Below are 24,078 nucleotides of genomic sequence, written 5' to 3'. Positions count from 1 at the left end.
GGGTGGGCTCATGGACGTCAACTGGAACGAGACGCTGCGCGAGCAGTGGACGTGGCACTGGGACAACCAGGTGCGGGCGCGACTCGACGGGCTGACCGACGACGAATACTTCTGGTCGCCGGTGCCGGGCGCCTGGACCGTGCGACCGGAGGACAACTCCATCGACTACGCGTTCCCGCAGCCGATCCCGGCACCGTTCACGACCATCGCCTGGCGGTTGGGGCACGTCATCGTGGGTGTGCTGGCCATGCGCAACGCCGCCCACTTCGGGGCGCCTGCGGCCTCGTACGGGAAATGGCGCTATGCCACGACGGCGGCCGAGGCGATGGCACAGCTCGAGGAGCAGCTGGGTGTCTGGCTGGACGGGGTGCGCAGCCTCGGATCGGACGGTCTGGCCCGGCCGTGCGGCGACACGGAGCCCTATCCGGAGCTGCCGATGGCCGCGCTCGTGCTGCACATCCACCGGGAACTGATCCATCATCTGTCCGAGGTCTGCCTGCTGCGGGACCTCCATCTGAGAGGAGCCGGCCGATGAGCCGCCACATCCAAGTCACTTTCGACGCCCTCGACCCGGCGGCGCTGTCGTCGTTCTGGCGTGACGTTCTGGGCTACGTGCATCCCGGGCCGCCCGGGGTGACGGTGGCGCCGGGCGAGGATCCGCTCGCCGCGTGGGACACGTTCCTGGAGAAGCAGGGTGTCCCCGAGGAGGCGCGCAACCGGGCCTCGGCCATCGAGGACCCGGACGGTGCCGGGCCGCGCATCTTCTTCCAGCAGGTGCCGGAGGACAAGGTCGCCAAGAACCGGGTGCACCTCGACGTGCGGGCCGCGCCGGGGCTGCAGGGCGACGACCGGATGGCCGCGCTGGAGCAGGAGTGCGACCGCCTGGTGGCGCTGGGCGCCAAGCGGGTGAGCCGGTCGGAGCCCGCTCCCCCGATGAGCATGGGCTTCATCGTGATGAACGACCCCGAGGGGAACGAATTCTGCCTCGACTGACCGGCGGCCGCCCCCGATGATGGGTCGATGTCCCACCTCGGTCGCGTCTTCAACGAAGTGCCGGAGCTCTACGAGCGGGTCCGGCCCGGCTATCCCGACGAGCTGTTCGACGATCTGGCCGAGTTGGCCGGCCTGCGCCCGGGGTCGGCCGTGCTCGAGATCGGCAGCGGCACCGGGCAGGCGACGCGATCACTGGTCGGCCGGGGCTATGCGGTGACCGCCCTGGAACCCGGTGAGCAGATGGCCGCGATCGCTCGCCGGAAACTGGCCGGCTCCGGCGGCTTCCACCTGGAAACGACCACGTTCGAGCAGTGGGATGCGCGCGGCGCTCAGTTTCATGCCCTCGTCGCGGCCTCGTCGTGGCACTGGGTCGATCCGGGGGCCGGCTGGCCGAAGGCCCACGCCGTCCTTGGGCCCGCTCAGGGCTGGATGAGCCTGCTGGGGCACGTCGTGGTGCGGCGGGCGGACGAGACCGAGGTCTACGGCGAGACGGCCGACCTGTGTGAGCGCTACTCCCCCGGCAACCCGGACTGGGGACACCCGCCGCTGGAGGACGAGGTGCGCGCGACCGACCGGGGCTGGGGTGAGGTGGCCGACCCGGGACCGTTGTTCGAGGCGCCGGTCGTGCGGTGGTATCCGACCGTGCAGTGGTTCGACGGCGCCGGATTCGCCGATCTGCTGCGCTCGCAGTCGATGTACCGCAAGCTGCCGGCCGAGGTGCGCGAGCCGCTGCTCGACGCGGTGGCGGACCGGATCCGGACCCGGCTGGGCGACCGGGTGCCCCGGCGCTATCTGACTGTCCTGCGCGCCGGTCGCGCCCTGGGATAGGGAGCGCCACGCCCACGCGTGGCGCTCCCCGGCCAGGGTTGTCAGGCGGCGGAGCAGTAGGTGGACTGCTTGCCGATCACCTTGTAGGGACAGTCGGCCACCTCGGCCAGCAGCAGCGCGGCCTCGCGGTTGCGGGTCGTCTCGCGGGTGATGACGCTGGCCGGCGGATAGAAGCCGCCGCCCGACGCCGATCGCGGATACATCTCGAACGTGTAGGCGAAGATCTTGTGTGTTCCCCACAGCCAGTCGAGCGAGTCGCCGTCGGTGATGTAGAGATCCGACGACTGCTCGGCGGTGTAGCCGTTCGTCGCGGCCATCTGACGGCCGAACGTGGAGAACGTGTTGTAGTCGTCGGTGGTCATGCCGGTCGTGGTGTTGGCCGTGGTGTGCCCGAACGGCCAGAGCACGAGCTCGGAATACGTGTGGAAGTCCATGGCGGCGCGGATCTGCTGCTTGCCGCCGACCACCCGGCCGTTGACAAAATCGCGGACGGCGCGTGTCTCGGGGGCGGAGAACGCCGACGGGCCGCGGTAGGTCGTCGACGACGTGCTGCCCGACGAGCCGCCACAGCAACCCCAGCGGTAGCCGTAGTTGCGGTTCAGGTCGGTGCCGACGTTGGACGAGCCACTGTTGGGCTGGCGGTTCTTGCGCCACGAGCGGTAGCTGCCGGTGGCCACGTCGTATTCGGAGCCGTCCGGGTTGACTGATGGAACGATCCAGATCTCCCGGCTGTTGACGACGTTCCGGACCCGGCTGTCGCTCGCGTAGTTGTCCGCGAACAGGTGCAGCAGATAAACGGCCATCTCGACCGTGAGGTGCTCGCGCGCGTGGTGGTTGGCGTCGTAGAGGACCTCCGGCTCGTTCTCGTCGGTGCCGACGTTGTCGGAGATCTTCACAGCGACGATGTCCCGGCCCTCATAGGTGCGCCCGATCACCCGCTTGCTCGCGATCGACGGGTTGGCCGCGACGATCTGGTTCACCTCGGTGATCAGCTCGCTGTAGTTGTGGTACGGCGCGTCCGAAGGCGGGAAGTCGAAGGTGCTCAGCACCGGCTGCACCGTGAATCCCTGCCGTTGCAGAGCCCGCACCTCGGCGGGCGTGGCGGTGACCGAGACGACGGCGTGCTCGACGCTGTCGATGGCCACGCCGGTGCGGGCGATCGCGGTGCGTTGCGCGGCATTGCGGACGTCGTAGATCTCGTACGGGGCGGGCTCGGCGCTCGCGGTCGGCGCGGCGCCAGCCGGCACGCCGACCAGTGCGCCCAGCAGAGCGACGGCAACGGCGGCCACAGTGGTACGTCGTCTCATGAACGACCTCCAGGAAGGGTGACGATGCTCCTCACCCCACCATCCAGCCTGTATCGATGGCAATCTATCCGAACATGCCAATGACACCCTCTCGCCGAGGTGATGGCCGCGGCGGCTACAACCCGAAAGCCGGCCGGCAGTGCTCGAACCCGCTGACCGTGACGACCGGATGCTCAGTCTCTGACCAGCGCCGGCGGGTCAGGCGGAGCCGGTCGGACACGAGAGCCTCGCCGTCGCGGGCGTCGATCGAGATGCCGTCGGGTTCGTAGCCGAGCTTGCGGGACACCCCCTGCGACGCGTGGTTGCCCGGGAACACCTCGGTGAGCGCGTCGGTCGCTCCCAGGTCATCGAACGCGAGCGTCAGCAAGGCGGTGCGCGCCTCGGTCCCGTACCCCCGGCCCTGGAACTCCAGGCCCAGCCACGAGGTGGTCCGCACCTGGCGGGTCACCGGGAAGTCGCGGGCCCGGAGGCTGACCTGGCCGATCGGCTCGCCGTCCCGGAAGACAGCGGGGCTGAGACACCAGTCACCGGCATCCCACGACGACAGGTCGTGCCAGTGCCCCTGAAGCACCTCACGGATACGGTCGGCCGGCGAGCCCTCGGTCCACGGCGTCAGGAAGGGCCGCTCCCCCGGCGCGTGCACCCCCCGGCCCGCGACCTCGGCCAGCACGGCGAGCTCCTCCTCCCGCGGCAGGCGCAGTTCCAGCCGTGGGGTGACGATGCTCAGACGGAACAGAGGCCACAGATCGGCAAGCATGCCGGCATCCTCACGGCGATGCGAGGCCGTGCCAAGTCATATACCGCCGATTCCGTGCACCCCGGCGTTCGTCGCCTACGGCGGGTCGATCACCACCGGGCGCGGGAAGGTGACGACCATGGCCACACCGGGGTCGCGGGCTTCGGCCACGGCGCGGCCGCCGTGGGCCACGGCCAGCTGGCGGACGATCCACAGGCCGAGGCCCACACCCTCGGCCCCGCCCACGGCGAACTGGCTGAAGAGGCGCGAGCGGAGCGTGTCGGGGATGCCGGGGCCGTGGTCGCGCACCTCCAGGCGGTCGAACTGACCTTCGGGGCGGACGTGGATGACGATCGGCGGCCGGCCGTAGCGGGCGGCGTTCGTGACCAGGTTGACGACGATCTGCTCGAACCTCTGCTTGTCGACGTAGATCGTCAGCTCCTCGTCGACGTCGACGGTCACCTCGGGGCCGACCCGCACGTACGTCAGCATTTCCTGCACGAGGGTGCGCGCAGGGTGCGGTTGCCGGTCGAGTTTCAGCTCACCCGAGCTGTCGATGCGCTGGATGTCGAGCAGGCTCTCGGCGAGCCGGGTGATGCGGGCGGTCTGCCGCAGCGCCGCGTCGAGCATGCGGGCGATGTGGGGTGGCGCCTGGCCTTTGAGCTCCTCCAGCACCATCCGCACCGTGCTCAACGGCGTGCGCACATCGTGCGCCAGAGTTCCCATCAGGGCCGAGCGCCACTGCTCGATGCGGGCCAGCCGTTCCCGGTCCTCGCGCAGATGCCGCGCCTGCGCCTCGATCAGCATCGCGACCGCGAGGGCGACCGGCATCAGGATGAAAGCGCTGCCCAGCACGATCGGCGGCTGACCGGTCAGGATCAACGGCACGACGTACGCGAGGGTCGCCGGCACCACGTAGGCGAGCAGGATCCACCGGGGGAAATGCAGCGCCGCCCAGGCGTAGAGAAGCACCAGGAACGGCCCGGTACCGGTCGCCGACCCCGCGAACGACCAGGTCGAGAGCCCCAGCACCGCGAACGACGGCAGCCCCAGCCAGGCGGCGGCATTCGGCCCCGTACGCCCCCAGGGAACCACGAACGCCACGAGCGCCAGCATGGAGTCGCACGCCGCGACCAGCAACAATCGGTTGGCGTGGGCGGGATCATTGGCGATGCCGAGCACGGCCAGGAAACCGGCCAGGATCAGGAGCACCCCGGCTTGCCGGGCCGCAGCACGCGGCCCGGTACCGAACAGGCGAATGGGTCCAAGGCGGTCTACCTAGTCACCATATAACGGACATCAGACGGTACGGGTCGGGCCGGTCACGCTCAGGAGGAGAAGCCCATGACGTTCGACGACATTTTCACCGGCTCGAAAGTCATGGCCATCCTGCGGGGCATGTCGCCGCGGGAGACGGTCGCGGTCGCCGGGACGTTGTGGGACGCGGGCGTGACCGTGCTCGAGATCCCGATCGCCACTGCCGTCGCGGTCGCCTCGCTGCGGGCCGTCGCCGACGCCGCCCGTGAGCGTGGCCTGCGCGTCGGGGCCGGCACGGTCATCACGACCGAGCAGGTACGCGCGGCGGCCGAGGCGAACGCGCAGTACACCGTCGCGCCGGGTCTCGACCTGACCGTCGCCGAGGCCAGCCAGACCGCCGGCCTGCCCCACCTCCCCGGTGTCGGCTCGGCCACCGAGGTGCAGCAGGCGTGGCTCGCCGGCTACCGCTGGCTCAAGGCCTTCCCCGCCGCCGCCCTGGGCCCGGCCTGGGTCAACGCCCTGCTGGGCCCGTTCCCGGACGTCCGGTTCGTGGCCACCGGTGGCCTGTCCGTCTCCACCGCCCCCGGCTACCTCGACGCCGGCGCCCGCGTCGTGGCCCTGGGGGCCGCCCTGGCCGACCCCGGTCAGCGCGACCAGATCAGCCGGCTCCTGGCTGCCTGACCACCCGGCGGCGCACCACCGGCAGGGGCCCCGCCGCGATCGCTAAGATCAACCGTCGTGACCTCGACGCCGCGCTACGTGCTGTTCCCCGGGCGGCACCACCTGCTGACCCGGTTCCAAGCCGATTACCTGCGGCGGCTCGCCGACGACGGCGCGGCGACGATCGTCTGGGCGGTGACCTCGGCCAACCACGACAACACCAAGCGCAACCCGGTGCCCTACCACCGGCGTGAGGCGGCGATCGAACGGTTCAGCGTGGTGACCGGGCTGAGGTCCGTGGTGGTGCCGGTGTTCGACACGGCGCCGACCGAGCGATTCGCTCAAGTGACGCTCAAGACGGTCATGGTGGCCACCGGGATCGAGCTGACGTCGGCGGACACCGTCGTCGCCTGCTCGACGCCGCAGGTGGCGGCGCTGTACGAGGAGCTCGGGTTCGCCATCGCGCCGGTGGAGGCCGACCCGGCGCTCGAGGCGGTGCCGGAACGGCCGTGGGACGTTCTGCTGCGGCTGGCGGCCGGTGACGAGACATGGCGCGACCTTGCACATGCGAGCACGATCGACGTCTTCGACCGCTATCGCCTGAGCGAGACCGTGCAGTCGGTGGTCAACGACCCGGTCGTCGGGGACGAGGGCGGGCTGACCGCGACCCGGGACTACCGGACGTATGTGGAGGCGTTCGCGGACGCGGCCGCGCGTAAATGGACCGCGGTGCGCCAATACGTGCAGCCGGGGCGGATCGTCGACATCGGCTGCGGCGCCGGGGCCGTGCTCGAGCTGGCCGACCGGGACGACGCCCTGCACGAGAGCGACCTGATCGGCGTCGAAGTCGCCCGGCACCTCTATCAGGAGTGTGTGCACAAGAAGGCGCAGGGCGTCTTCCGGAACGCCAACGTGTACTTCTACCAGCGCAACGTGCTGGGCGGCGCGGTGCTGCCGGACCGGTCGGTCGACACGACGCTGACCTTCGCGCTCACCCACGAGATCTGGTCGTACGGCAACCGGCGCGACTCCCTGCTCGAGTTCGCCCGCCGCATCCACGACCACACCGTTCCCGGCGGCGTCTGGATCAACAGCGACGTGTGCGGCCCCGGCGACCGCCGCCGGCCGGTCCTGCTCACGCTGCGCACCGACGACGGTGCCAACCCGGCCGAACCTCGCAAGGATCTGGCCGAACTGCCCTCGGCCGAGGTCGCCGCCTACGTGGGCGGGTTGTCGACCCGCGCGAAAATCGCTCAGTTCGCCGTCGACTTCGCGTTCCCCTTCGCGTACGGGCCGGTGGCCGACGATGTCGTGCGGATCGAGCTGGGCCCGGCCATGGACTTCCTGACCCGCAAGGACTACACCGACAACTGGCTCTCCGAGACGCAGGAGCAGTTCTGCGGCCTCGACTTCGACGACTGGGCCACGGTGCTGACCGAGGCCGGCTTCGACCTCGACCCGACGTCGCACGCCCTGCGCAACGACTGGGTGATCACCAACCGGATAGCCCCCACCGCCACCCTGGCCGACGAGCACGGAAACCAGCTCGACTGGCCCTCCACCCACGCCATCCTGGTTGCCCGCCGCCCCCGCAACAGCTGACCCCACCCGCCCGAGTCCCCGCTAGGTGCCCAGATCGCGGGCCATCCAGCCGGGAGTGTCGAAGCGGACGGGCTGGGGGCCCACCAGCGTGGCCAGGTGGTCTTCCAGCGTCTCGAGCTCCCGGGCCCCGATCCGGTCGGACCAGCGCCGGCGGAGGTCGTCGAAGATGCCCTCACCGGTGTGCATCACCTCGAAGCCCAATGGGGTCACCCGCAACCGCTTGCGGCGGGCGTCCCGCGGATCGGGCTCGGTGCTCACGTAACCGCGCTCCTGCAGCAACGCGATCGTGCGGGCGGCCGACTGTTTGGTGATCGAGAGGCTGCGGCCCAGGTCGGAGGCGGTCTCGGCACCGCCGGCGATGGCGCGCAGGGCGAAATCGTGGACCGGACGCTGGTCGTCGTAGCCGCGGCGGGCCAGCTCGGCGATCGCCTCGTCGACCAGCTCGCGGAAGCCGGCCAGCAACAGCAACGCCAGCTCGGGACCGGATCTCGTCATGACACCAAGCCTAGACAAACGACAGCCTGGCTGTCTATCTTTCGACAGCATGACTGTCGAATCGAATGTCGAGCACCACTACACCGTCGTGAACGGCACGACCCTGCACTATGTCTCGGCCGGCACCGGCGGTGCGCCGATCCTCCTGGTCCACGGCTTCCCCGAGAGCTGGTACGCCTTCCACAAGCTGATCCCGCTGCTCGCGGCGGACCATCGCGTGTTCGCGGTCGATCTGCGCGGCTTCGGCGACTCCGCCCCGGCCGCCGGCGACCACGACAGCGCGACCGCCGCCGAGGACCTGCACCAGCTGATCGCGCACCTCGGCGCCGGCCCGGTCCACCTGACCGGTCAGGACATCGCCGGGGCGACGGTGTTCCGCCTGGCCGCCCAGCACCCCGAGGACGTTCTCAGCCTCACCGCGATCGAGATGGGCCTGCCCGGCTTCGGCCTCGAGGGACTGGCCGACGTCACCCACGGCGGCGCCTGGCACATCGGCGTGCTGGCCGCGCCCGGCATCCCGGAGTTGCTGCTCGCCGGGCGCGAGCGGGAGTTCCTCGAGACGTACGCCTTCCCGTCGATGACCGCCACCCCGGGTTCGGTCACCGCGGCCGACATCGACGAGTTCGCCCGCACCTACGCCCGCCCGGACGGCTGGCGGGGCGCCGCCGGCCTCTACCGCTCGATGCTGCGCGAAGGCGACGAGATCCGCGCTCTCGCCCAGTCCCCCGGCCTGACCGTTCCCGTGCTGGCCGTGGGGGCCGGCGGCGGCCCCTTCACCGCAGCCACCATGACCCAGGCCGTAGGCGCCGCCGCAGACCGCACCGGGGCCGGCCCCATCCGCGAAGTGACCTTGGACGGCGTGGGCCACTACGCCGCGCTGGAGGCCCCGAAGCCGCTGGCCGAGGCAATCCACAGCTTCGTCGTCAGCTGACGCACGCGGCGGAGGGGCGAACGTCAGCGGGCGATCACCACCGGGCAGCTGGAGCGCTGGAGGAGGCGGCTGCCGATCGAGCCGAGCATCAGGCCCTCATAGCCGTGGGTGCGCGGGCCCACCACGACCATGCGGGCCGAGCGGGATCGTTGCACCAGCACCTTGTCGGCGCGGCCGTCGATGCGCTCGCGGGTGGCCCGGACGCCGGGGTATTTCTCGCGCCACGGATCCAGCCGCGCGTCGAGGTCGGCGCCGGGGTCCTCGGCCCGGCCCGGGCCGTTGATCGTGACGGCCTGCAGGTCGGTGTGGTGCAGGGACGCCTCCTCGAAAGCGCGCCCCATGACCGCCGTCTCGCCGGAACCGCCGTCGACGCCGGCCACGACGGGTCCGGCGTCGGGGTCGTAGTGGCCACGCACCACCACCACGCAACACCGGGCCTGGGTGGCGACCTGGCTGCTGACCGAGCCGAACGGCAGCACCGGGAGCCCACCCTCGTGCCGGCTGCCGACGACCACCATGGCCGCTTCCTGGGCCGCGTTGACCAGCATCGGCACTGCGTAGCCGGGTAACGCCAGGCAGCGCACCTCGATGTCCGGCGCGGCCGCGTGGGCCTGCGCGACGGCCCGGCGCAGGTGCTCGGCGGCGTGCTCCTCCGCCGTACGTGTCGAGCCCCGGCCCGGCAGCGAGCGCTCGCGATAATAAGCCGCCAGCACCCGGAGCTCGGCCCCTCGTCGTGATGCCTCGGCGGCGGCCCAGCCGACCGCCGCGGCGGCGTGGTCCGAACCGTCCACACCCACCACGATCCGCGATTTGATCATGTCCGCCTCCTTGATCCAGGCGGTCGCCGGCCACCGGCGGCTCTCCCTCCACAGTCGTCCTGGCCGGCCCGGATGACAAGGGCCTGGTCTGCCGTTTACGCCGGGTGCGAGCCGAATTCCGGCGCCGGCCGCGCGGAAGGCTCCTATCGAGCCGTTGGGTGGACCGGGCCGAGGCGGGCCACGTCGCCGACCAGGGCCGATTCGCGGACATCAGCCGACGGTGACCGCCGCCGGCCGGCGAGAACGTCCCATACCGGACGTCGACCGTGCTGCGCGGCAGCCTCTGTCCGCGGAACGGACCCGGGCGAGTACACCGTGACACCGGCCATCCGGCGTGCCCTCCGGTCCGGCCCGGGGATGCGGATGGCGGTCGATGTCGGCAGACTGCCACGAATGGACGGAGCGACCGAACCCGGTGCGGACCTCGCGGGCCTTGTGCTCGGTGGCCGGTACGAGCTGCTGGCGCCGATCGGGGCGGGCGGCATGGCCGTCGTCTGGCGGGCCCGTGATCACGTGCTGGCCCGGATGGTGGCCGTCAAGATCGTGGCGTCGGAGACCACCGAGCACGGCATCCAGCAGGAGGCTCGGGCCGCCGCGGCACTGTCGCATCCGCACATCGCCCAGGTCCACGACTACGGGGAGCTCACGACCGTGGGCCACGTCTTCCCGTACGTGGTGATGGAGCTGGTCGAGGGCAGCACGCTCTCCCAGCGGATGGCCGAGGCGCCGTTCACCCCCCGGTCGGCGATGCGGGTGTGTGCCGAGATCGCGGCTGCCCTGGCCGCCGCCCACTCGGCCGGTCTGGTGCACCGCGACATCAAGCCCGCCAACGTCATGCTCGGGCCGGCCGGCGCCAAGGTGGTCGACTTCGGCATCGCCGCCGTCACCGCGCCCGGCGGCTCCGGGGAGCTCGACGTCGAGGTGCTCGGCACCCCGGCCTACCTGGCACCCGAGCGGCTGCTCGGCGACGCCGTGGAGCCGGCCTCCGACGTGTACGCGCTCGGGGTGGTCCTCTACCGCCTGCTGACCGGGCACTCGCCGTGGACCACCGAGGACACGACGCAGATGCTGACCAACCACATCTATGTCGATCCGGCGCCGCTGCCGCCGATCGCCGGGGTGCCCGGCTTCGTGGCCGAGCTGTGCGAGCGTTCCCTCGAGAAGGACCCGTCGCGACGCCCGAGCGCCCGCGAGGTGGCCGCCCTGCTCACCCAGGCCACCGAGCCGCTCGCCACCGACCCGGCCGGCCCACCCGCCACGATCCCCGACGGGCCGCCCGCCACGGACGCCGCCGAGCCACCCGTCGCACCGGTGCGAACCACCGGATCGCGCCGCCGCCGATGGGCTGTCGGCATCGCCTCCCTGGCCGTCGCCGGGACAGCCGGCTGGCTTCTGCTGCCCGGCACCTCGCGGGACACCCCCGCCTCGGCACCGGCCCCGACCGGAGCCGCCCCGGCCCCCACCGGCGCGCCCGCACCATCCGGCTCGCAGCCGGCCCCGACGGTGCCGGCGACGACGAACAACCAGCTGTCAGCGAACCCGGCCCGGATCGCGAACACCTCGCGCCCCGGGACGCCCACGACCGCCGCCCCGACGCCGTCGACGGCGGCGTCGACGCCGACGACCCCGCCGGTCACGCCGACGACAGCGGCGACAACGGCGGCCCCGACCGCCGGGCCGACCACCGAAGCACCACCGCCCGCGACCGAGACCTTCTCGTCCTCCGGCGGCACCGTGACCGCGACCTGCTCCGGCCCGGAGACCGCGGACATCCTCTCCCAGTCCGCGCGCAAGCCGTTCAAGGTCGCGTCCGTCGAGGCGGCGTCGGTCACCTTCAAACACGGCAAGGAGACCGCCGCGATCACCGTGAACTGTGCCGCCTGGCAGCCGTCGGCCATCGTCTCCTAAGGCGTGTTTCATAACTGGGGTCGGCCTGCGGTGCGGTCCAGATTTCGTCTGCGTGCGGCCCGTGGAAGGCCGGCTACCGGTGTTGTAACCGGCCTTTCGCGGGACGTGCGCAGGCGGAATCTGGGCCTCGGCGCAGGCCGGGTCCAGTTATGAAAAAGGCCTTAGTGCGACTCGCGCGCGACCCGGTCGCCGCTCGAGCCGAGCAGGAAGTCCTGGTCGGCGCCGGTGTTGGCCTGGTTGACGGTGTCGACGTAGAGCTTCTCCCAGCCCCGCTTCGGCGCCGCATAGGCGCGCGCCGCCTCCGCCGACAGCGGCCTCGCGGCCCATTCCTCGGCGGGCACGTCGACGTCGAGCCGGCGGTTCTCCAGGTCGAGGACGATCATGTCGCCGGTGCGGACCTTGGCCAGCGGCCCACCGGCGGCCGCCTCCGGGGCCACGTGCAGCACGACCGTCCCGTACGCCGTCCCGCTCATCCGCCCGTCGCAGATCCGCACCATGTCCCGGACGCCCTCGGCCAGCAGTTTCGCCGGCAGCGGCATGTTCGAGACCTCGGGCATGCCGGGATAGCCCTTGGGCCCGCACCCCCGCAGGATCAGCACCGAATCGGCCGTGACCTCCAGCGACGGGTCGTCCAACCGCTGCTTGAGGTCCTCGACCGAGTCGAACACCACCGCCGGCCCCCGGTGCTGCAGCAGCGCCGGCGTGGCCGCGGCCGGTTTGACCAGGGCCCCGTCCGGTGCCAGGTTGCCGTAGAGCACCGCGATCCCGGCCTCCATCTGCAGCGGGTCGGCCCGGGCGCGGATCACCTCGCGGTCATACACCCGGGCCGCGTCCAGCGCCGACACCAGCGGCTCCCCGATCACGGTGATCGCCGACGGGTCGAGCAGATCGCGCACCTCGGCCAGCACCGCGTGCAGCCCGCCGGCCCGATAGAGGTCGTCCATCAGGAACCGCCCGGCCGGCTGCAGATCCACCAGCAGCGGCACCCCGGCCCCGATCCGGTCGAAGTCGTCCTGGGTCAGCGGCACGCCGAGCCGCCCGGCGATGGCCAGCAGGTGCACCACCGCGTTGGTCGAGCCGCCCAGCGCGGCGAGCGCCACGATCGCGTTGTGGAACGACTCCCGGGTCATCACCGCGCTCGGCCGCCGCCCCTGGTCGACCAGGTCGACCGCCAGCACCCCGGTGGCGTGGGCCGCCTCGAGCAGGCGGCTGTCCGGCGCCGGCGTGCCCGCGATGCCCGGCAGCGTCATGCCGAGCACCTCGGCCAGCAGCCCCATGGTGGAGGCGGTGCCCATGGTGTTGCAGTGGCCCCGGCTGCGGATCATCGACGACTCCGAGCGCTGGAACTCGGCCGAGCTCAGCGTGCCCGCGCGCACCTCTTCCGACAGCTTCCACACGTCCGTCCCGCAGCCCAGCGGTACGCCGCGGAACGTACCGGTCAGCATCGGCCCACCCGGCACCACGACGGCCGGCAGGTCGACCGACGCCGCCGCCATGAGCAGGGCCGGGATCGTCTTGTCGCAGCCGCCGAGGAGCACCACGCCGTCGATCGGGTTGGCCCGCAGCATCTCCTCGATCGCCATCGCGGCCATGTTGCGCCACAGCATCGCGGTCGGCTTGACCTGCGTCTCGCCCAGCGACACGACCGGCAGGTTGAGCGCGATGCCGCCGGCCCGGTGGATGCCGTCGGCCACGCTGCGCCCCACCTCGTCGAGGTGGGCGTTGCACGGGGTGAGGTCGGAGGCGGTGTTGGCGATCGCGATGTGCGGGCGCTCGCCGTCGAACGCGTCGGCCGGCAGACCACGCCGCATCCAGGCTCGATGGATGTAGCTGTTCCGGTCGTCGCCGCCGTACCACTGAGCGCTGCGCCGATCAGACATGCCATGACCGTAACGCCACGCCGGGCGCCACGGGAAGATCCTTCCTCTACGCTTCGCACCATGACTGCCCGCTTCGTCGCCCGGCCCGCAGGCGCCGAGGCGTACTCCTTGGGTGAGGGACCCGTCTGGGATCCGGACCGCAACCGGTTGCTCTGGGTCGACATCCTCGGCGGCACGGTGCACTCCGGTGCCCTCGAGACGGGCCGGATCACCGTGACCGGCACCTGGGCGTTCGACGATCTGGCCTGCGTGGTCGCGGTCTCGGCGGCCGGCGACCTGCTGGTGGCCGAGCGGGGTGCGGTGGTCCGGGTCGGTCCGGACGATTCCCGTACGCCGGTGGCCGACCTCAGCCGGGCCGGGAGCCGCCTCAACGACGGCGGCGTCGACCCGCAGGGGCGTTTCCTGGTCGGCGGCATGGCTCTCGACGACTCGCGCGGCACCCAGTCGCTGGTCCGCCTGGACGGCGACACGGTCACCGTGCTCGACGACGACCTGACCCTCTCCAACGGGCTGGCCTGGAGCCCGGACGGCACCACCCTCTACAGCGTCGACTCGGTCCCCGGCGTGATCTACGGGCGCGACTACCCGGACGGTGAGCGCCGGGAGCTGTTCCGGATCACCGACGGGCTGCCCGACGGTCTGTGTGTGGACACGATCGGCAACTTGTGGATCGCCAACCACGGCCTGGGCCGGATCGAGTGCCGCACCCCGTCCGGCGAGCTGCTGGCCGTCGTCGACGTGGACGCGCCCCACCCGACCAGTTGCGCCTTCGCCGGGCCGGGCCTGGACGTCCTGGTCATCACGACGGCCACCGAGGGCCTCTCCCCCACCGAGCTGACCCGGCACCCGGCCTCGGGGCGGCTGTTCACCGCCTCGGTCGGCACCACCGGGCTGAGCACGCCGTACTGGAAACCTTGAGATCGGAGCACCGCCCGTGCAACTCCTGCGTATCGGCGCCGCCGGCTCCGAGAAGCCCGCCGTCCGCGCCGGCGACGACCGCTACGTCGACGTCTCCGACCTGGTGACCGATTTCGACGAGACGTTCTTCGGCTCCGGGGGCCTGGAGCGGATCGCCGGCCCGGTGGCCGAGCGGCTGGCCGCCGGGACCACGCGGCCCCTGGGCGACCAGCGGATCGGCGCCCCGATCGCCCGGCCGCACCAGATCCTGTGCATCGGGTTGAACTACAGCGACCACGCCGCCGAGACCGGTCAGGCCGCGCCGGCCGAGCCGATTCTGTTCACCAAGTCACCCAACACGCTGGTCGGCCCGGACGACGACGTGCGGCTCCCGCGCGGCTCGACCCGGACCGACTGGGAGGTCGAGCTCGGCGTCGTCATCGGCCGCCGTACGTCGTATCTGGACAGTGTGGACGACGCGCGCGCCGCCATCGCCGGGTACGTGCTGGTCAACGACGTGAGCGAGCGGGAGTTCCAGCTCGAGCGCGGCGGCCAGTGGAGCAAGGGCAAGTCGGCCGAGACGTTCAACCCGGCGGGCCCGTGGCTGGCCACCCCGGACGAGATCCCGGACGTCAACAACCTCGACATGTGGCTGGACATCAACGGCGAGCGCCGCCAGACCGGCAACACCCGGACCATGATCTTCGACCCGTACTTCGTGGTGCACTACCTCAGCCAGTACCTGGTGCTGGAGCCGGGCGACCTGATCAACACCGGCACCCCGCCGGGTGTCGGCCTGGGCATGAAGCCGCCGTCCTATCTGAAGGCGGGCGACGTGATGACGCTCGGCATCGAGCACCTCGGCACCGCCCGCCAGCAGGTGGTCGGGCCCCGATGACCGGGCTGCGGGCGATCGTCACCGGCGGCGCCTCGGGCATCGGCCTGGCCACCGGCATCCTGCTGGCCCGGCGCGGCTTCCGGGTCGCGTCGCTCGACCTGAACATCGACGTGCCCGGCCCGCTGCTGGGCATCCGCTGCGACGTCACCGACGACGCCTCGGTGCGGGCCGCGGTGGCCGAGGCGGTCGCCGCGTTCGGCGGTCTCGACGTGGTGGTCAACAACGCCGGCATCGGGGCGCAGGGCACGGTCGAGGAGAACGACGACGCCGAGTGGGCGCGCGTCTTCGACGTCAATGTGCAGGGCATGGTGCGGGTCAGCCGGGCCGCGCTGCCGCACCTGCGCGAGTCCGGCCACGCCGCGATCGTCAACACCTGCTCGGTCGCCGCCACCGCCGGGTTGCCGAGCCGCGCGCTCTACAGCGCCACCAAGGGCGCGGTGCAGTCGCTGACGCTGGCCATGGCGGCCGACCACCTGCGCGAGGGTATCCGGGTCAACTGCGTGAACCCCGGCACGGCGGACACCCCGTGGGTCGGCCGGCTGCTCGACCAGGCGGCCGACCCGGTCGCCGAGCGGGCCGCGCTCGAGGCCCGGCAGCCGGCCGGGCGCCTGATCTCGGCCGAGGAGGTGGCCGGCGCGATCGCCTATCTGGCCGGCCCGGACGCCTCGGCCACCACCGGCGTCGCGCTCGCCGTGGACGGCGGGATGCAGGGTCTGCGGCTACGCAAGTGACGCCGTTCATGGCACGATACTCGCCAGTAACCGCCTCGAGAGGTTGGTGGCACCGTGGCCGCAACGCGTACGGCATTCCGGACCTGTCCGCTCTGTGAGGCGGCCTGCGGCCTCGAGCTGACGGTCACCGACGATCGGGTGACGGCCGCCCGGGGCGACCGCGAGCATGTCTTCAGCCACGGTTTCGTCTGCCCCAAAGGCGCCACGTTCGGCCAGCTCACCGACGACCCGGACCGGCTGCGCCGGCCCCTGGTGCGGCGCGGCTCGGGCCACGAGGAGGTGAGCTGGGACGAGGCCTTCGACGTGGTCGCGGCCGGGCTGCGACCGGTCCTCGAGACGTACGGGAGCCACGCGACCGCGATCTATCTGGGCAACCCCAACGTGCACACGATGGCCGGCGGGCTCTACCTGTCGCCGCTGGTCAAGGCCCTGGGGACGAGGAACGTGTTCTCGGCCAGCACGGTCGACCAGATGCCCAAGCACGTCTCCAGCGGCTACCTGTTCGGCAGTCCGCTGGCCATCCCGGTACCCGATCTCGATCGCACCGACCTGCTGCTGATGCTCGGGGCCAACCCGTGGGAGTCCAACGGCAGCCTGGCCACGGCGGCCGATTTCCCGGGGCGGCTCAAGGCGATCCAGCAGCGGGGCGGCCGGTTCATCGTGGTCGACCCCCGGCGTACGCGAACGGCCGAGCACGCCGATGAGCACCTCTTCATCCGGCCCGGCACCGACGCGTTCCTGCTCTTCGGCATCGTCCACACGCTGTTCGCCGACCATCTGATCACCCCTTCGGAGTACGTCGACGGGGTCGAAGCCGTGGGCGAGCTGGCCGCCGCCTTCGCCCCGGCCGTGGTCAGCGCGACCTGCGGTGTGCCGGCCGACCGGATCCGGTCACTGGCCCACGAGCTGGCGGCGTCCCCGCGGGCGGCGGTCTACGGGCGGATCGGGACGTGCACTGTCGAGTTCGGCACGCTCACCAGCTGGCTCGTCGACGTCGTGAACACGCTGACCGGCAACCTCGACCGGCCCGGCGGGGTGATGTTCCCGCTGGCCGCCCACGTGCGGCGGGGCCGGGGCAGCGGCCATGGCTTCCGGACCGGGCGCTGGCACAGCCGGGTGCGCGGGCTGCCCGAGGTCAAGGGCGAGCTGCCGGTGGCCACGCTGGCCGACGAGATCGAGACACCCGGCGACGAGCAGGTGCGGGCGCTGATCACTGTGGCCGGCAACCCGGTGCTGTCCACCCCGAACAGCGGACGGCTCGACCGCGCCCTGACCGGGCTGTCGTTCATGGTGAGCGTCGACCCCTACCTGAACGAGACGACCCGGCACGCCGACGTCGTGCTGCCGCCGCCGGACCCCACCCGCAAGGGGCACTACGACTTCTCGTTCCTCGGTCTCGCCGTGCGCAACTTCGCCGCCTACTCGCCCCCGGTGCTGCCGCTGCAGCCGGACTCGCTCGACGAGTGCGACATCCTGGCCCGGTTGACGGCGATCGTTTCCGGTCAGCCCGCGGCGGCGAAGGCGGATCCCGAGGGGCTTCTCGACGCCGCGCTGCGGGCCGGGGCGTACGGGCTGACGCTGGACCAGCTCCGCGAGAACCCGCACGGCGTCGACCTCGGACCGCTGGAGCCGCGCCTGCCCGAGGTGCTGCGGACGCCCAGCGGCCGGGTCGAGCTCTGCCCGCCCGCCCTGGCCGCGGACGTGGACCGGCTGCGGGCCGCGCTCGACCGGCCCGCCGACAGCCTGGTGCTGATCGGCCGGCGCCACCTGCGCTCCAACAACAGCTGGATGCACAACGTGCCGGCCCTGGTCAAAGGTCGCGACCGCTGCACGCTGCAGCTCCACCCGGCCGACGCGGCCCGCCACGACCTGACCGACGGCGACACCGCCCAGGTCACCTCGCGGGCCGGCAGCCTGCGCGTGACCGTCGAGGTGACCGGCACGGTGATGCCCGGCGTGGTGAGCCTGCCGCACGGCTGGGGCCACGACGTCCCCGGCACCCGGCAGTCGGTCGCCGCCGCCCACCCCGGCGTCAACTCCAACGTGCTCACCGACGAGACCGTCATCGACCCGCTGTCGGGCAACAGCGTCCTCAACGGCATCCCCGTCGAGATCAAACCCGTCGCATCCTGACTCTGCGGTACGTGACCGACGACGAACGACGGGCGTTTCGAGAATTTTCGGGTGTGGGTGTCGAGGACGTCCGGGCGGCTCCGTCCCAGGGACACGAGCGGCCACGGACTGTGGCCCGGCGGCACCGAAGGAGCGACCACCCGTGCGAACGGCCGAGATCACCGCGATCCTCACCCGTCCGATCAGCCAGGAGCTGCTGGCCCGCGACCTGACCCGGCTGGCCTACGTGGCTCGGGACGGCACCCCGCGCAGCATCCCGATCGCCTTCACCTGGAACGGCGCGGAGATCGTCCTCTGCACCACCAGGAACGCCCCGAAGCTGCCCGCCCTGCGGGCCAACCCGATGGTCGCGCTGACCATCGACACCGAGGTCCACCCGCCGAAGATCCTGCTGATCCGCGGGCGGGCCGAGCTCGACGTCGTCGACGGGATCCCGGCGGAGTACCTCGAGATGAACGGCAGCTACCAGATGACCGCCGAGCAGCGTGTCGCATGGGAGGCCGAGGTCCGCTCGCTGTACGACGGCATGGTCCGGATCGTGATCACCCCGACCTGGGTCAAGCTCATCGACTTCGAGACGACACTGCCCAGCGCGGTCGAGGAACTGGTCCGGCAGCGGGCCGAGCGTCAGGCCTGAGACGAAGGAGAACACCATGGCCAAGTACCTGCTTCTCAAGCATTACCGGGGCGCCCCGGCCGCGATCAACGACGTCCCGATGGACCAGTGGACACCGGAGGAGGTCACGGCTCACCTGCAGTACATGCGGGACTTCGCCGACCGGCTCCAGGCCACCGGCGAGTTCGTCGACGAGCAGGCGCTCGCTCCGCGGGGCACGTTCGTGCGCATGGACAGCGCGGGGCAGCCGGAGACCGACGGACCGTTCGCCGAGACGAAGGACCTGATCGCCGGGTGGATGGTGATCGACGTGGACACGTACGAGAGGGCTCTGGAACTCGCGGCCGAGCTGTCGGTGGCCCCCGGCGCGGGCGGCAGACCGATCCACGAGTGGCTCGAGCTGCGGCCGTTCTACGGCGTCATGCCGACGGTCACCGAGTGAACGAGGCGCTGCTGCGCGAGCTGGTGCCCGCGGTGATCGGAGTGCTCGTCCGGCGCGGGGCCGACTTCGCGTCGGCCGAGGACGCCGTTCAGGAGGCCCTGATCCGCGCCCTGCGGACCTGGCCCGACGATCCCCCGCGCGACCCCAAGGGCTGGCTCGTCACGGCGGCCTGGCACAAATTCGTCGATGCCGCCCGGGCCGAGTCGTCGCGGCTCGGCCGGGAACTCGCCGTGGAGGTCGAGCCGCCGGCCGGTCCGGTGCCCGGCACGGACGACTCGCTGTGGCTGTATTTCCTCTGTGCCCACCCGTCGCTGTCCCCGGGCTCGGCCGTCGCGCTGACGCTGCGCGCGGTCGGCGGCCTGACCACCCGGCAGATCGCGACCGCCTACCTGGTGCCCGAGGCCACCATGGCCCAGCGCATCAGCCGGGCCAAGCGGCAGCTCAGCGGCCTGCCGCTGGACCGGCCGGGCGACCCGGCGACGGTCCTGCGGGTGCTCTACCTGGTGTTCAACGAGGGTTACGGCGGCGACGTCGACCTGGCCGCCGAGGCGATCCGGCTGACCCGCCGGCTGGCCGGCTCGACCGGCGAGCCCGAGGTGGCGGGTCTGCTCGCGCTCATGCTGCTGCACCACGCCCGCCGCGCGTCGCGGCTCGGTCCGGACGGCCGCCTGGTGCCGCTGGCCGAGCAGGACCGGTCGCGCTGGGACACCGGCCTCATCGCCGAGGGCGTGACGATCCTGCAGGCGGCGCTGGCCCGCGACCGGCTGGGCGAATACCAGGCCCAGGCCGCGATCGCCGCCCTGCACGCCGACGCCCCGAGCACCGCCGAGACCGACTGGGTGCAGATCGTCGAGTGGTACGACGAGTTGCTGCGGCTCACCAGCAACCCGGTGGTCCGGCTCAACCGGGCGGTCGCCGTCGGCCAGGCCGACGGGCCGCAGGCCGGTCTGGCCGAGCTGAGCGCGCTGGATCCGGGCCTTCCCCGGTACGCCGCGGTGCGTGCCTACCTGGTCGAACGGGCCGGCGACCTCGCGCGGGCGGCCTCGCTCTATGCCGACGCGGCCCGCGCGGCCACCAGTGCCCCCGAACGCGATCACCTCACCCGGGAGGCCGCCCGGGTCCGGCAGGCGATTCGTTAGGGCGGATCAGGTCGAGCGCGACCCCGGGGGCCAGGCGGTAGGGGTTGGTGGCGACCAGAGCGCCGATCGTGCGGCGCAGACGGGAGACCTCGGCGCGCACGGTGACCACATGGTCGGCGTCGCCGAACAGCAAGCGGCTCAGCCGGCCCGCGGTCAGGCCGTCGGGACCGCACGCGGCCAGCAGGGTCAGGATCTCGGCGTGACGCCGGGTCAGCGGGGTGCGCCACGGCTCGGTCTCGCCGCGTACCTCGAGAACGGGAGCCGCCCGCAGGTCGAGCGTGGCGTGGATGGTGGCGTGCGGGCCGGCCGGGCGGATCAGCCAGCCCTCGGCCAGGCGTTCCGGAAGGCAGAGGCCCAGACCGGGTACGCCGAGAGCGGCACCCTCGCGGGGCGCGCCGATGCGGTCGCGGACGGCCACGCCGCTCGCCGCGGCCACCCAGCCCTGCTCGTCGACGATCAGGTGCGGGCCCGGCACGGTGGCGACGACGGGGGCCGCCGAGCGGCGCAGGCGCTCGAGCCGGGCGGCGTGATGCCGCCACAGCTGGGCCTCGGCCAGGCGGACCCCGGTGGCGACCAGGGCCTCGATCGCGGGGTGCAGCGTGAGCGCGGGACCGCTGACGTCGACGATGCCCAGCAGGTCGCCGGTCCGCGGGTCGTGGACCGGGTGGGCCGTGCAGTACCAGGCGTGCTGGGCCTGCTCGAAGTGCTCGGCCGAGAAGAGCTGGACCGGTGCCGCCTCGACCAGGGCGGTGCCGATCGCGTTGGTGCCCACGGCCGCCTCGGTCCAGTGGGCACCCTCGGTGAAACCCAGGACGTCGGCCCGGTGGAGCAGTCCGCTGGGGCCGGCCCGCCAGAGGATCACCCCGTCGGCCCCGGTCACGACCAGCAGGAAACCCTCGGCCAGGCGCAGCAGGTCGTCGACGATCAGGGACAGCGGCGACTCGCGGCGCAGGCGCTCGACGTCGGAGAACGGGACGGGATCGCGGGCGTTGGCCCGGCCCGGGTCGAGACCCAGCCCGAGCACCCGCGACCAGGAGCGCTCGACCAGCGCGCGCGGGCGGTGCGGCGGGCTGGCCCCGGTCACCACGGCGTCGTGCACGCGGCGCAGCTCACGGGCGTGCCGCGACAGGTCGGTGCCCGGCCGCACCGCGCTGAAATCGCCCATGGCTGAGCATGGCCCGCGTGTGCAATGTGTTGCAACCCTGTTGCGGACCGGAGTCGGGCTTGTCTATTGACTGCCATGACGCAGACAACCGAGCTCTCCGTACGGCAGCGCGTGGACGACTGGCTCACGTCCTTCGAGGCCGCGCTGCGGGCCCGGGACATACCGGCCGCGGCCGGCCTGTTCGCCCCCGGCTGCTTCTGGCGCGACCTGGTCGCCTTCACCTGGAACATCACCACGGTCGAGGGCCGGGACGGGGTGACCGACCTGCTGACGAACACGCTCGACGGCACCGATCCCTCCGGGTTCGAGGTCATCGAGGAGCCGGCCGAGGCCGGTGGCGTGATCGAGGCGTGGATCCGGTTCGAGACCGCGGCCGGGCGGGGCACCGGGCTGCTGCGGCTCAAGCCGGAGGGCGCGTGGACGCTGCTCACGACGCTGCGCGAGCTCAAGGGACACGAGGAGGGGCTGGGCCACCGGCGGCCGCAGGGCGTGGAGCACGAGCTGACCCGCGGGCGGCAGTCCTGGAAGGAGCGGCGCGAACAGGAGGCCGCCACGCTGGGGCGCGAGGAGCAGCCGTACGTCGTGGTCATCGGCGGTGGCCAGGGCGGCATCGCGCTCGGGGCGCGGCTGCGCCAGCTCGGCGTACCGGCCCTGGTCATCGACAAGAACGCCCGGCCCGGGGATCAGTGGCGGGGCCGCTACAAGAGCCTGTGCCTGCACGACCCGGTCTGGTACGACCACCTGCCCTACCTGCCGTTCCCGGCCAACTGGCCGGTGTTCTCCCCGAAGGACAAGATCGGCGACTGGCTGGAGATGTACACGAAGGTCATGGAGGTGCCGTACTGGACCTCCTCCGCGGTCCGGTCGGCGACCTTCGACGACGAGACCAAGCGGTGGCGGGTCATCGTCGACCGGGAGGGTGACCCGGTCGAGCTGACCCCGGCCCACGTGGTGTTCGCGACCGGCATGTCGGGCAAGCCCAACTACCCGCGATTCCCGGGGCAGGACGTGTTCCGGGGCGAGCAGCAGCACTCGAGTCAGCACCCCGGCCCCGAGGCGTACGAGGGAAAGCGCGTCGTCGTGGTGGGCTCGAACAACTCGGCGTTCGACATCTGCGGGGCGCTGTGGGAGCACGGGGCCGACGTCACCATGGTGCAGCGCTCGTCGACCCACATCGTGAAGTCGTCGTCGCTGATGGACATCGGGCTCGGCGACCTCTACTCCGAGCGCGCGGTGGCCGGCGGCGTCACCACCGACAAGGCCGACATGATCTTCGCGTCGATCCCCTACCGGATCATGCACGAGTTCCAGATCCCGCTGTACGAGCGGATGGCCGAACGCGATGCCGACTTCTACGCGCGGCTCGAGAAGGCCGGCTTCCGGCATGACTGGGGCGCCGACGGCTCCGGCCTGTTCATGAAGTACCTGCGACGCGGCTCCGGCTACTACATCGACGTGGGCGCGGCCGAGCTCGTCGCCGACGGCCGGGTCAAGCTGGCGCAGGGCCAGGTCGACCACCTGACCGAGGACGCGGTGGTGCTCGACGACGGGACGACGCTGCCGGCCGACCTGGTGGTCTACGCGACCGGCTACGGCTCGATGAACGGCTGGGTGGCCGACCTGGTCGACGCGGCCACCGCCGAGAAGGTCGGCAAGGTATGGGGCCTCGGCTCCGGCACCCCGAAGGACCCGGGTCCGTGGGAGGGTGAGCAGCGCAACATGTGGAAGCCCACCCAGCAGGAGAACCTGTGGTTCCACGGGGGCAACCTGCACCAGTCCCGGCATTACTCGCTCTATCTGGCGTTGCAGCTCAAGGCCCGGTATGAGGGCCTGCCGACCCCCGTCTACCGGCTGCCGGAGTCATACCACTCGGCTTGAGCACGATGTGACCGGCGTCACTCGCGGGGATGATCCGTCGCGGGTGGCGCCGTCGTCTGTCTGGATATGAAAGTGACCGAGCTCGACGAGGGGCAGCTGCTCCGTCGCGTCGCCCGGGCCGACCGCGCCGCGTTCGACGAGTTGTACCGCCGGACGTCGCCGTGGCTCGCCGTCCGCCTGCGCCGCCGCTGCTCGGACGACGGCATGGTCGCCGAGGTTCTGCAGGACACCTACCTCGCCGTGTGGCGCGCGGCCGGCACCTTCACCGGTCTGCAGGGGGGCGGGAGCGCGGCCGGCTGGCTGTGGACCGTGGCCGCCCACCGGCTGGTCGACGCCATGCGCCGCCGGGCCCGGCATCCCGAGGTGCCGGCCGAGGAGATTCCCGTACGCCACGCGCCCGCCGCCGAGGACGAGGCGCTGGCCGGCTCGCTCGGCGACGAGGTGGGTGTCGCCCTCTCCGAGCTCGCGCCCGAGCTGCGTGAGGTCCTGCACGCGATGGTGCTCGACGGGCTCACCGTCCGCGAGACCTCGATCCTGCTCGGGCTGCCCGAGGGAACTGTGAAGAGCCGGGCGCGCCGCGCCCGCAGCGTGTTGCGGGAGGCATTGTCGTGACCGACCACATTCCGGCCGCCTCGCTGGCCGCCTACACCACCGGGGACCCCGATCTCGGCGACGCCGCGGTCTGGGCGGTCGAGGTCCACCTGGAGAACTGCGCCGGCTGCCGCGCCCGGCTGGCCGGCCAGGCCCCGGCACCGCTGCGGGAG

At 72.0% G+C, this 24,078-nt stretch carries 22 protein-coding genes and 1 pseudogene; 16 read left to right on the top strand and 7 right to left on the bottom strand.

Features of this window, described 5'->3' with window-relative positions:
• Positions 1–10 precede the first annotated feature (10 nt).
• Genes NAG42_RS28270 through NAG42_RS28260 form a run of 3 tightly spaced genes read left to right on the top strand, consistent with a single transcriptional unit; the run spans position 11 to position 1,821 of the window.
• Positions 11–535, top strand: coding sequence for a DinB family protein (locus tag NAG42_RS28270; protein WP_250034819.1), 525 nt, complete (start codon positions 11–13; stop codon positions 533–535).
• Positions 532–993, top strand: coding sequence for a VOC family protein (locus NAG42_RS28265; protein ID WP_250034817.1), 462 nt, complete (start codon positions 532–534; stop codon positions 991–993). The genes NAG42_RS28270 and NAG42_RS28265 overlap by 4 nt, the downstream gene beginning before the upstream one ends.
• Positions 994–1,020: 27 nt before the next feature.
• The gene (locus NAG42_RS28260; protein ID WP_250034815.1) at positions 1,021–1,821 is read left to right on the top strand and encodes a class I SAM-dependent methyltransferase; all 801 of its coding nucleotides are present in this window, start codon (positions 1,021–1,023) and stop codon (positions 1,819–1,821) included.
• Between the two features lie 53 nt (positions 1,822–1,874).
• On the opposite strand, the pseudogene NAG42_RS28255 reads toward NAG42_RS28260, so the two are convergent.
• The 3 genes and pseudogenes from NAG42_RS28255 to NAG42_RS28245 form a co-directional block, all read right to left on the bottom strand.
• Positions 1,875–3,128, bottom strand: a pseudogene (locus NAG42_RS28255) (M14 family metallopeptidase); the annotation flags it as partial.
• A gap of 115 nt (positions 3,129–3,243) precedes the next feature.
• Positions 3,244–3,885, bottom strand: a complete 642-nt coding sequence (locus NAG42_RS28250) for a GNAT family N-acetyltransferase (RefSeq protein WP_250034813.1) — start codon at positions 3,883–3,885, stop codon at positions 3,244–3,246.
• A 75-nt stretch (positions 3,886–3,960) separates the two neighbouring features.
• Positions 3,961–5,076, bottom strand: a complete 1,116-nt coding sequence (locus NAG42_RS28245) for a sensor histidine kinase (protein ID WP_250034811.1) — start codon at positions 5,074–5,076, stop codon at positions 3,961–3,963.
• Positions 5,077–5,208: 132 nt separating this feature from the next.
• Between NAG42_RS28245 and NAG42_RS28240 the strand changes: the two genes are divergently transcribed.
• A complete protein-coding gene (locus NAG42_RS28240; protein ID WP_250034809.1) occupies positions 5,209–5,802 on the top strand; it encodes a bifunctional 4-hydroxy-2-oxoglutarate aldolase/2-dehydro-3-deoxy-phosphogluconate aldolase in 594 nt (197 codons plus the stop codon).
• A 57-nt stretch (positions 5,803–5,859) separates the two neighbouring features.
• Positions 5,860–7,383 carry a class I SAM-dependent methyltransferase gene (locus NAG42_RS28235; RefSeq protein ID WP_250034806.1) on the top strand — a complete coding sequence of 508 codons (1,524 nt, stop codon included), beginning with the start codon at positions 5,860–5,862 and terminating at the stop codon, positions 7,381–7,383.
• 21 nt (positions 7,384–7,404) lie between these two features.
• On the opposite strand, the gene NAG42_RS28230 is transcribed toward NAG42_RS28235, so the two are convergent.
• A complete protein-coding gene (locus NAG42_RS28230; RefSeq protein WP_250034804.1) occupies positions 7,405–7,878 on the bottom strand; it encodes a MarR family winged helix-turn-helix transcriptional regulator in 474 nt (157 codons plus the stop codon).
• 49 nt (positions 7,879–7,927) lie between these two features.
• Between NAG42_RS28230 and NAG42_RS28225 the strand changes: the two genes are divergently transcribed.
• Positions 7,928–8,809 (top strand): alpha/beta fold hydrolase, encoded by an 882-nt coding sequence (locus NAG42_RS28225; protein ID WP_250034801.1) that lies wholly within the window; start codon positions 7,928–7,930, stop codon positions 8,807–8,809.
• Positions 8,810–8,832: 23 nt separating this feature from the next.
• On the opposite strand, the gene NAG42_RS28220 is transcribed toward NAG42_RS28225, so the two are convergent.
• Entirely contained in the window at positions 8,833–9,627 is a 795-nt protein-coding gene (locus tag NAG42_RS28220; protein WP_250034799.1) for a universal stress protein, read from the bottom strand.
• Between the two features lie 393 nt (positions 9,628–10,020).
• Here NAG42_RS28220 and NAG42_RS28215 point away from each other — a divergent pair, with 393 nt between their 5' ends.
• Positions 10,021–11,535, top strand: a complete 1,515-nt coding sequence (locus NAG42_RS28215) for a serine/threonine-protein kinase (RefSeq protein ID WP_250034797.1) — start codon at positions 10,021–10,023, stop codon at positions 11,533–11,535.
• 161 nt (positions 11,536–11,696) lie between these two features.
• Here the strand turns inward: NAG42_RS28215 and NAG42_RS28210 are convergent, their stop codons facing one another.
• Positions 11,697–13,415 carry a dihydroxy-acid dehydratase gene (locus NAG42_RS28210; protein ID WP_250034796.1) on the bottom strand — a complete coding sequence of 573 codons (1,719 nt, stop codon included), beginning with the start codon at positions 13,413–13,415 and terminating at the stop codon, positions 11,697–11,699.
• A gap of 60 nt (positions 13,416–13,475) precedes the next feature.
• Here NAG42_RS28210 and NAG42_RS28205 point away from each other — a divergent pair, with 60 nt between their 5' ends.
• The 7 genes from NAG42_RS28205 (at position 13,476) to NAG42_RS28175 (ending at position 20,271) form a co-directional block, all read left to right on the top strand.
• Positions 13,476–14,333, top strand: a complete 858-nt coding sequence (locus tag NAG42_RS28205; RefSeq protein WP_250034794.1) for an SMP-30/gluconolactonase/LRE family protein — start codon at positions 13,476–13,478, stop codon at positions 14,331–14,333.
• A gap of 16 nt (positions 14,334–14,349) precedes the next feature.
• Complete coding sequence (locus NAG42_RS28200) at positions 14,350–15,210, top strand: fumarylacetoacetate hydrolase family protein (protein ID WP_250034793.1); 861 nt, start codon at positions 14,350–14,352, stop codon at positions 15,208–15,210.
• Entirely contained in the window at positions 15,207–15,941 is a 735-nt protein-coding gene (locus NAG42_RS28195; RefSeq protein ID WP_250034791.1) for an SDR family NAD(P)-dependent oxidoreductase, read from the top strand. The genes NAG42_RS28200 and NAG42_RS28195 overlap by 4 nt, the downstream gene beginning before the upstream one ends.
• 54 nt (positions 15,942–15,995) lie before the next feature.
• Positions 15,996–18,074 carry a molybdopterin oxidoreductase family protein gene (locus NAG42_RS45090; protein ID WP_250034790.1) on the top strand — a complete coding sequence of 693 codons (2,079 nt, stop codon included), beginning with the start codon at positions 15,996–15,998 and terminating at the stop codon, positions 18,072–18,074.
• A gap of 142 nt (positions 18,075–18,216) precedes the next feature.
• Positions 18,217–18,711, top strand: a complete 495-nt coding sequence (locus tag NAG42_RS28185) for a pyridoxamine 5'-phosphate oxidase family protein (RefSeq protein WP_250034789.1) — start codon at positions 18,217–18,219, stop codon at positions 18,709–18,711.
• Positions 18,712–18,727: 16 nt separating this feature from the next.
• The gene (locus tag NAG42_RS28180; protein WP_250034788.1) at positions 18,728–19,132 is read left to right on the top strand and encodes a YciI family protein; all 405 of its coding nucleotides are present in this window, start codon (positions 18,728–18,730) and stop codon (positions 19,130–19,132) included.
• Positions 19,129–20,271, top strand: coding sequence for an RNA polymerase sigma factor (locus NAG42_RS28175; protein WP_250034787.1), 1,143 nt, complete (start codon positions 19,129–19,131; stop codon positions 20,269–20,271). The genes NAG42_RS28180 and NAG42_RS28175 overlap by 4 nt, the downstream gene beginning before the upstream one ends.
• Here NAG42_RS28175 and NAG42_RS28170 read toward each other — a convergent pair.
• Positions 20,231–21,436: a sigma-54-dependent transcriptional regulator family protein gene (locus NAG42_RS28170; RefSeq protein WP_250034786.1), complete on the bottom strand. Its 1,206-nt coding sequence runs from the start codon at positions 21,434–21,436 to the stop codon at positions 20,231–20,233. The two genes, NAG42_RS28175 and NAG42_RS28170, sit on opposite strands and share 41 nt — an antisense overlap.
• A 75-nt stretch (positions 21,437–21,511) precedes the next feature.
• On the opposite strand from NAG42_RS28170, the gene NAG42_RS28165 reads away from it, so the two are divergent.
• Positions 21,512–23,314 (top strand): flavin-containing monooxygenase, encoded by a 1,803-nt coding sequence (locus NAG42_RS28165; protein WP_250034785.1) that lies wholly within the window; start codon positions 21,512–21,514, stop codon positions 23,312–23,314.
• Positions 23,315–23,380: 66 nt separating this feature from the next.
• On the top strand, positions 23,381–23,926 hold the full coding sequence (locus tag NAG42_RS28160) for an RNA polymerase sigma factor (protein ID WP_250034784.1): 546 nt from the start codon (positions 23,381–23,383) through the stop codon (positions 23,924–23,926).
• The last annotated feature ends 152 nt before the right edge of the window (positions 23,927–24,078 follow it).

This window comes from Paractinoplanes maris (assembly GCF_023544465.1).
GTDB classification, from domain to species: domain Bacteria; phylum Actinomycetota; class Actinomycetes; order Mycobacteriales; family Micromonosporaceae; genus Actinoplanes; species Actinoplanes maris.
Note: the sequence above shows the minus strand (reverse complement) of the source record. Positions and strands in the feature narration are given on the sequence as shown.

Coding starts and splice junctions, on each gene's coding strand:
- NAG42_RS28270 (WP_250034819.1), top strand. CDS start 11: ATGGACGTCAACTGGAACGAGACGCTGCGCGAGCAGTGGACGTGGCAC.
- NAG42_RS28265 (WP_250034817.1), top strand. CDS start 532: ATGAGCCGCCACATCCAAGTCACTTTCGACGCCCTCGACCCGGCGGCG.
- NAG42_RS28260 (WP_250034815.1), top strand. CDS start 1,021: ATGTCCCACCTCGGTCGCGTCTTCAACGAAGTGCCGGAGCTCTACGAG.
- NAG42_RS28250 (WP_250034813.1), bottom strand. CDS start 3,885: ATGCTTGCCGATCTGTGGCCTCTGTTCCGTCTGAGCATCGTCACCCCA.
- NAG42_RS28240 (WP_250034809.1), top strand. CDS start 5,209: ATGACGTTCGACGACATTTTCACCGGCTCGAAAGTCATGGCCATCCTG.
- NAG42_RS28230 (WP_250034804.1), bottom strand. CDS start 7,878: ATGACGAGATCCGGTCCCGAGCTGGCGTTGCTGTTGCTGGCCGGCTTC.
- NAG42_RS28225 (WP_250034801.1), top strand. CDS start 7,928: ATGACTGTCGAATCGAATGTCGAGCACCACTACACCGTCGTGAACGGC.
- NAG42_RS28220 (WP_250034799.1), bottom strand. CDS start 9,627: ATGATCAAATCGCGGATCGTGGTGGGTGTGGACGGTTCGGACCACGCC.
- NAG42_RS28215 (WP_250034797.1), top strand. CDS start 10,021: ATGGACGGAGCGACCGAACCCGGTGCGGACCTCGCGGGCCTTGTGCTC.
- NAG42_RS28210 (WP_250034796.1), bottom strand. CDS start 13,415: ATGTCTGATCGGCGCAGCGCTCAGTGGTACGGCGGCGACGACCGGAAC.
- NAG42_RS28205 (WP_250034794.1), top strand. CDS start 13,476: ATGACTGCCCGCTTCGTCGCCCGGCCCGCAGGCGCCGAGGCGTACTCC.
- NAG42_RS28195 (WP_250034791.1), top strand. CDS start 15,207: ATGACCGGGCTGCGGGCGATCGTCACCGGCGGCGCCTCGGGCATCGGC.
- NAG42_RS28180 (WP_250034788.1), top strand. CDS start 18,728: ATGGCCAAGTACCTGCTTCTCAAGCATTACCGGGGCGCCCCGGCCGCG.
- NAG42_RS28170 (WP_250034786.1), bottom strand. CDS start 21,436: ATGGGCGATTTCAGCGCGGTGCGGCCGGGCACCGACCTGTCGCGGCAC.
- NAG42_RS28165 (WP_250034785.1), top strand. CDS start 21,512: ATGACGCAGACAACCGAGCTCTCCGTACGGCAGCGCGTGGACGACTGG.
- NAG42_RS28160 (WP_250034784.1), top strand. CDS start 23,381: ATGAAAGTGACCGAGCTCGACGAGGGGCAGCTGCTCCGTCGCGTCGCC.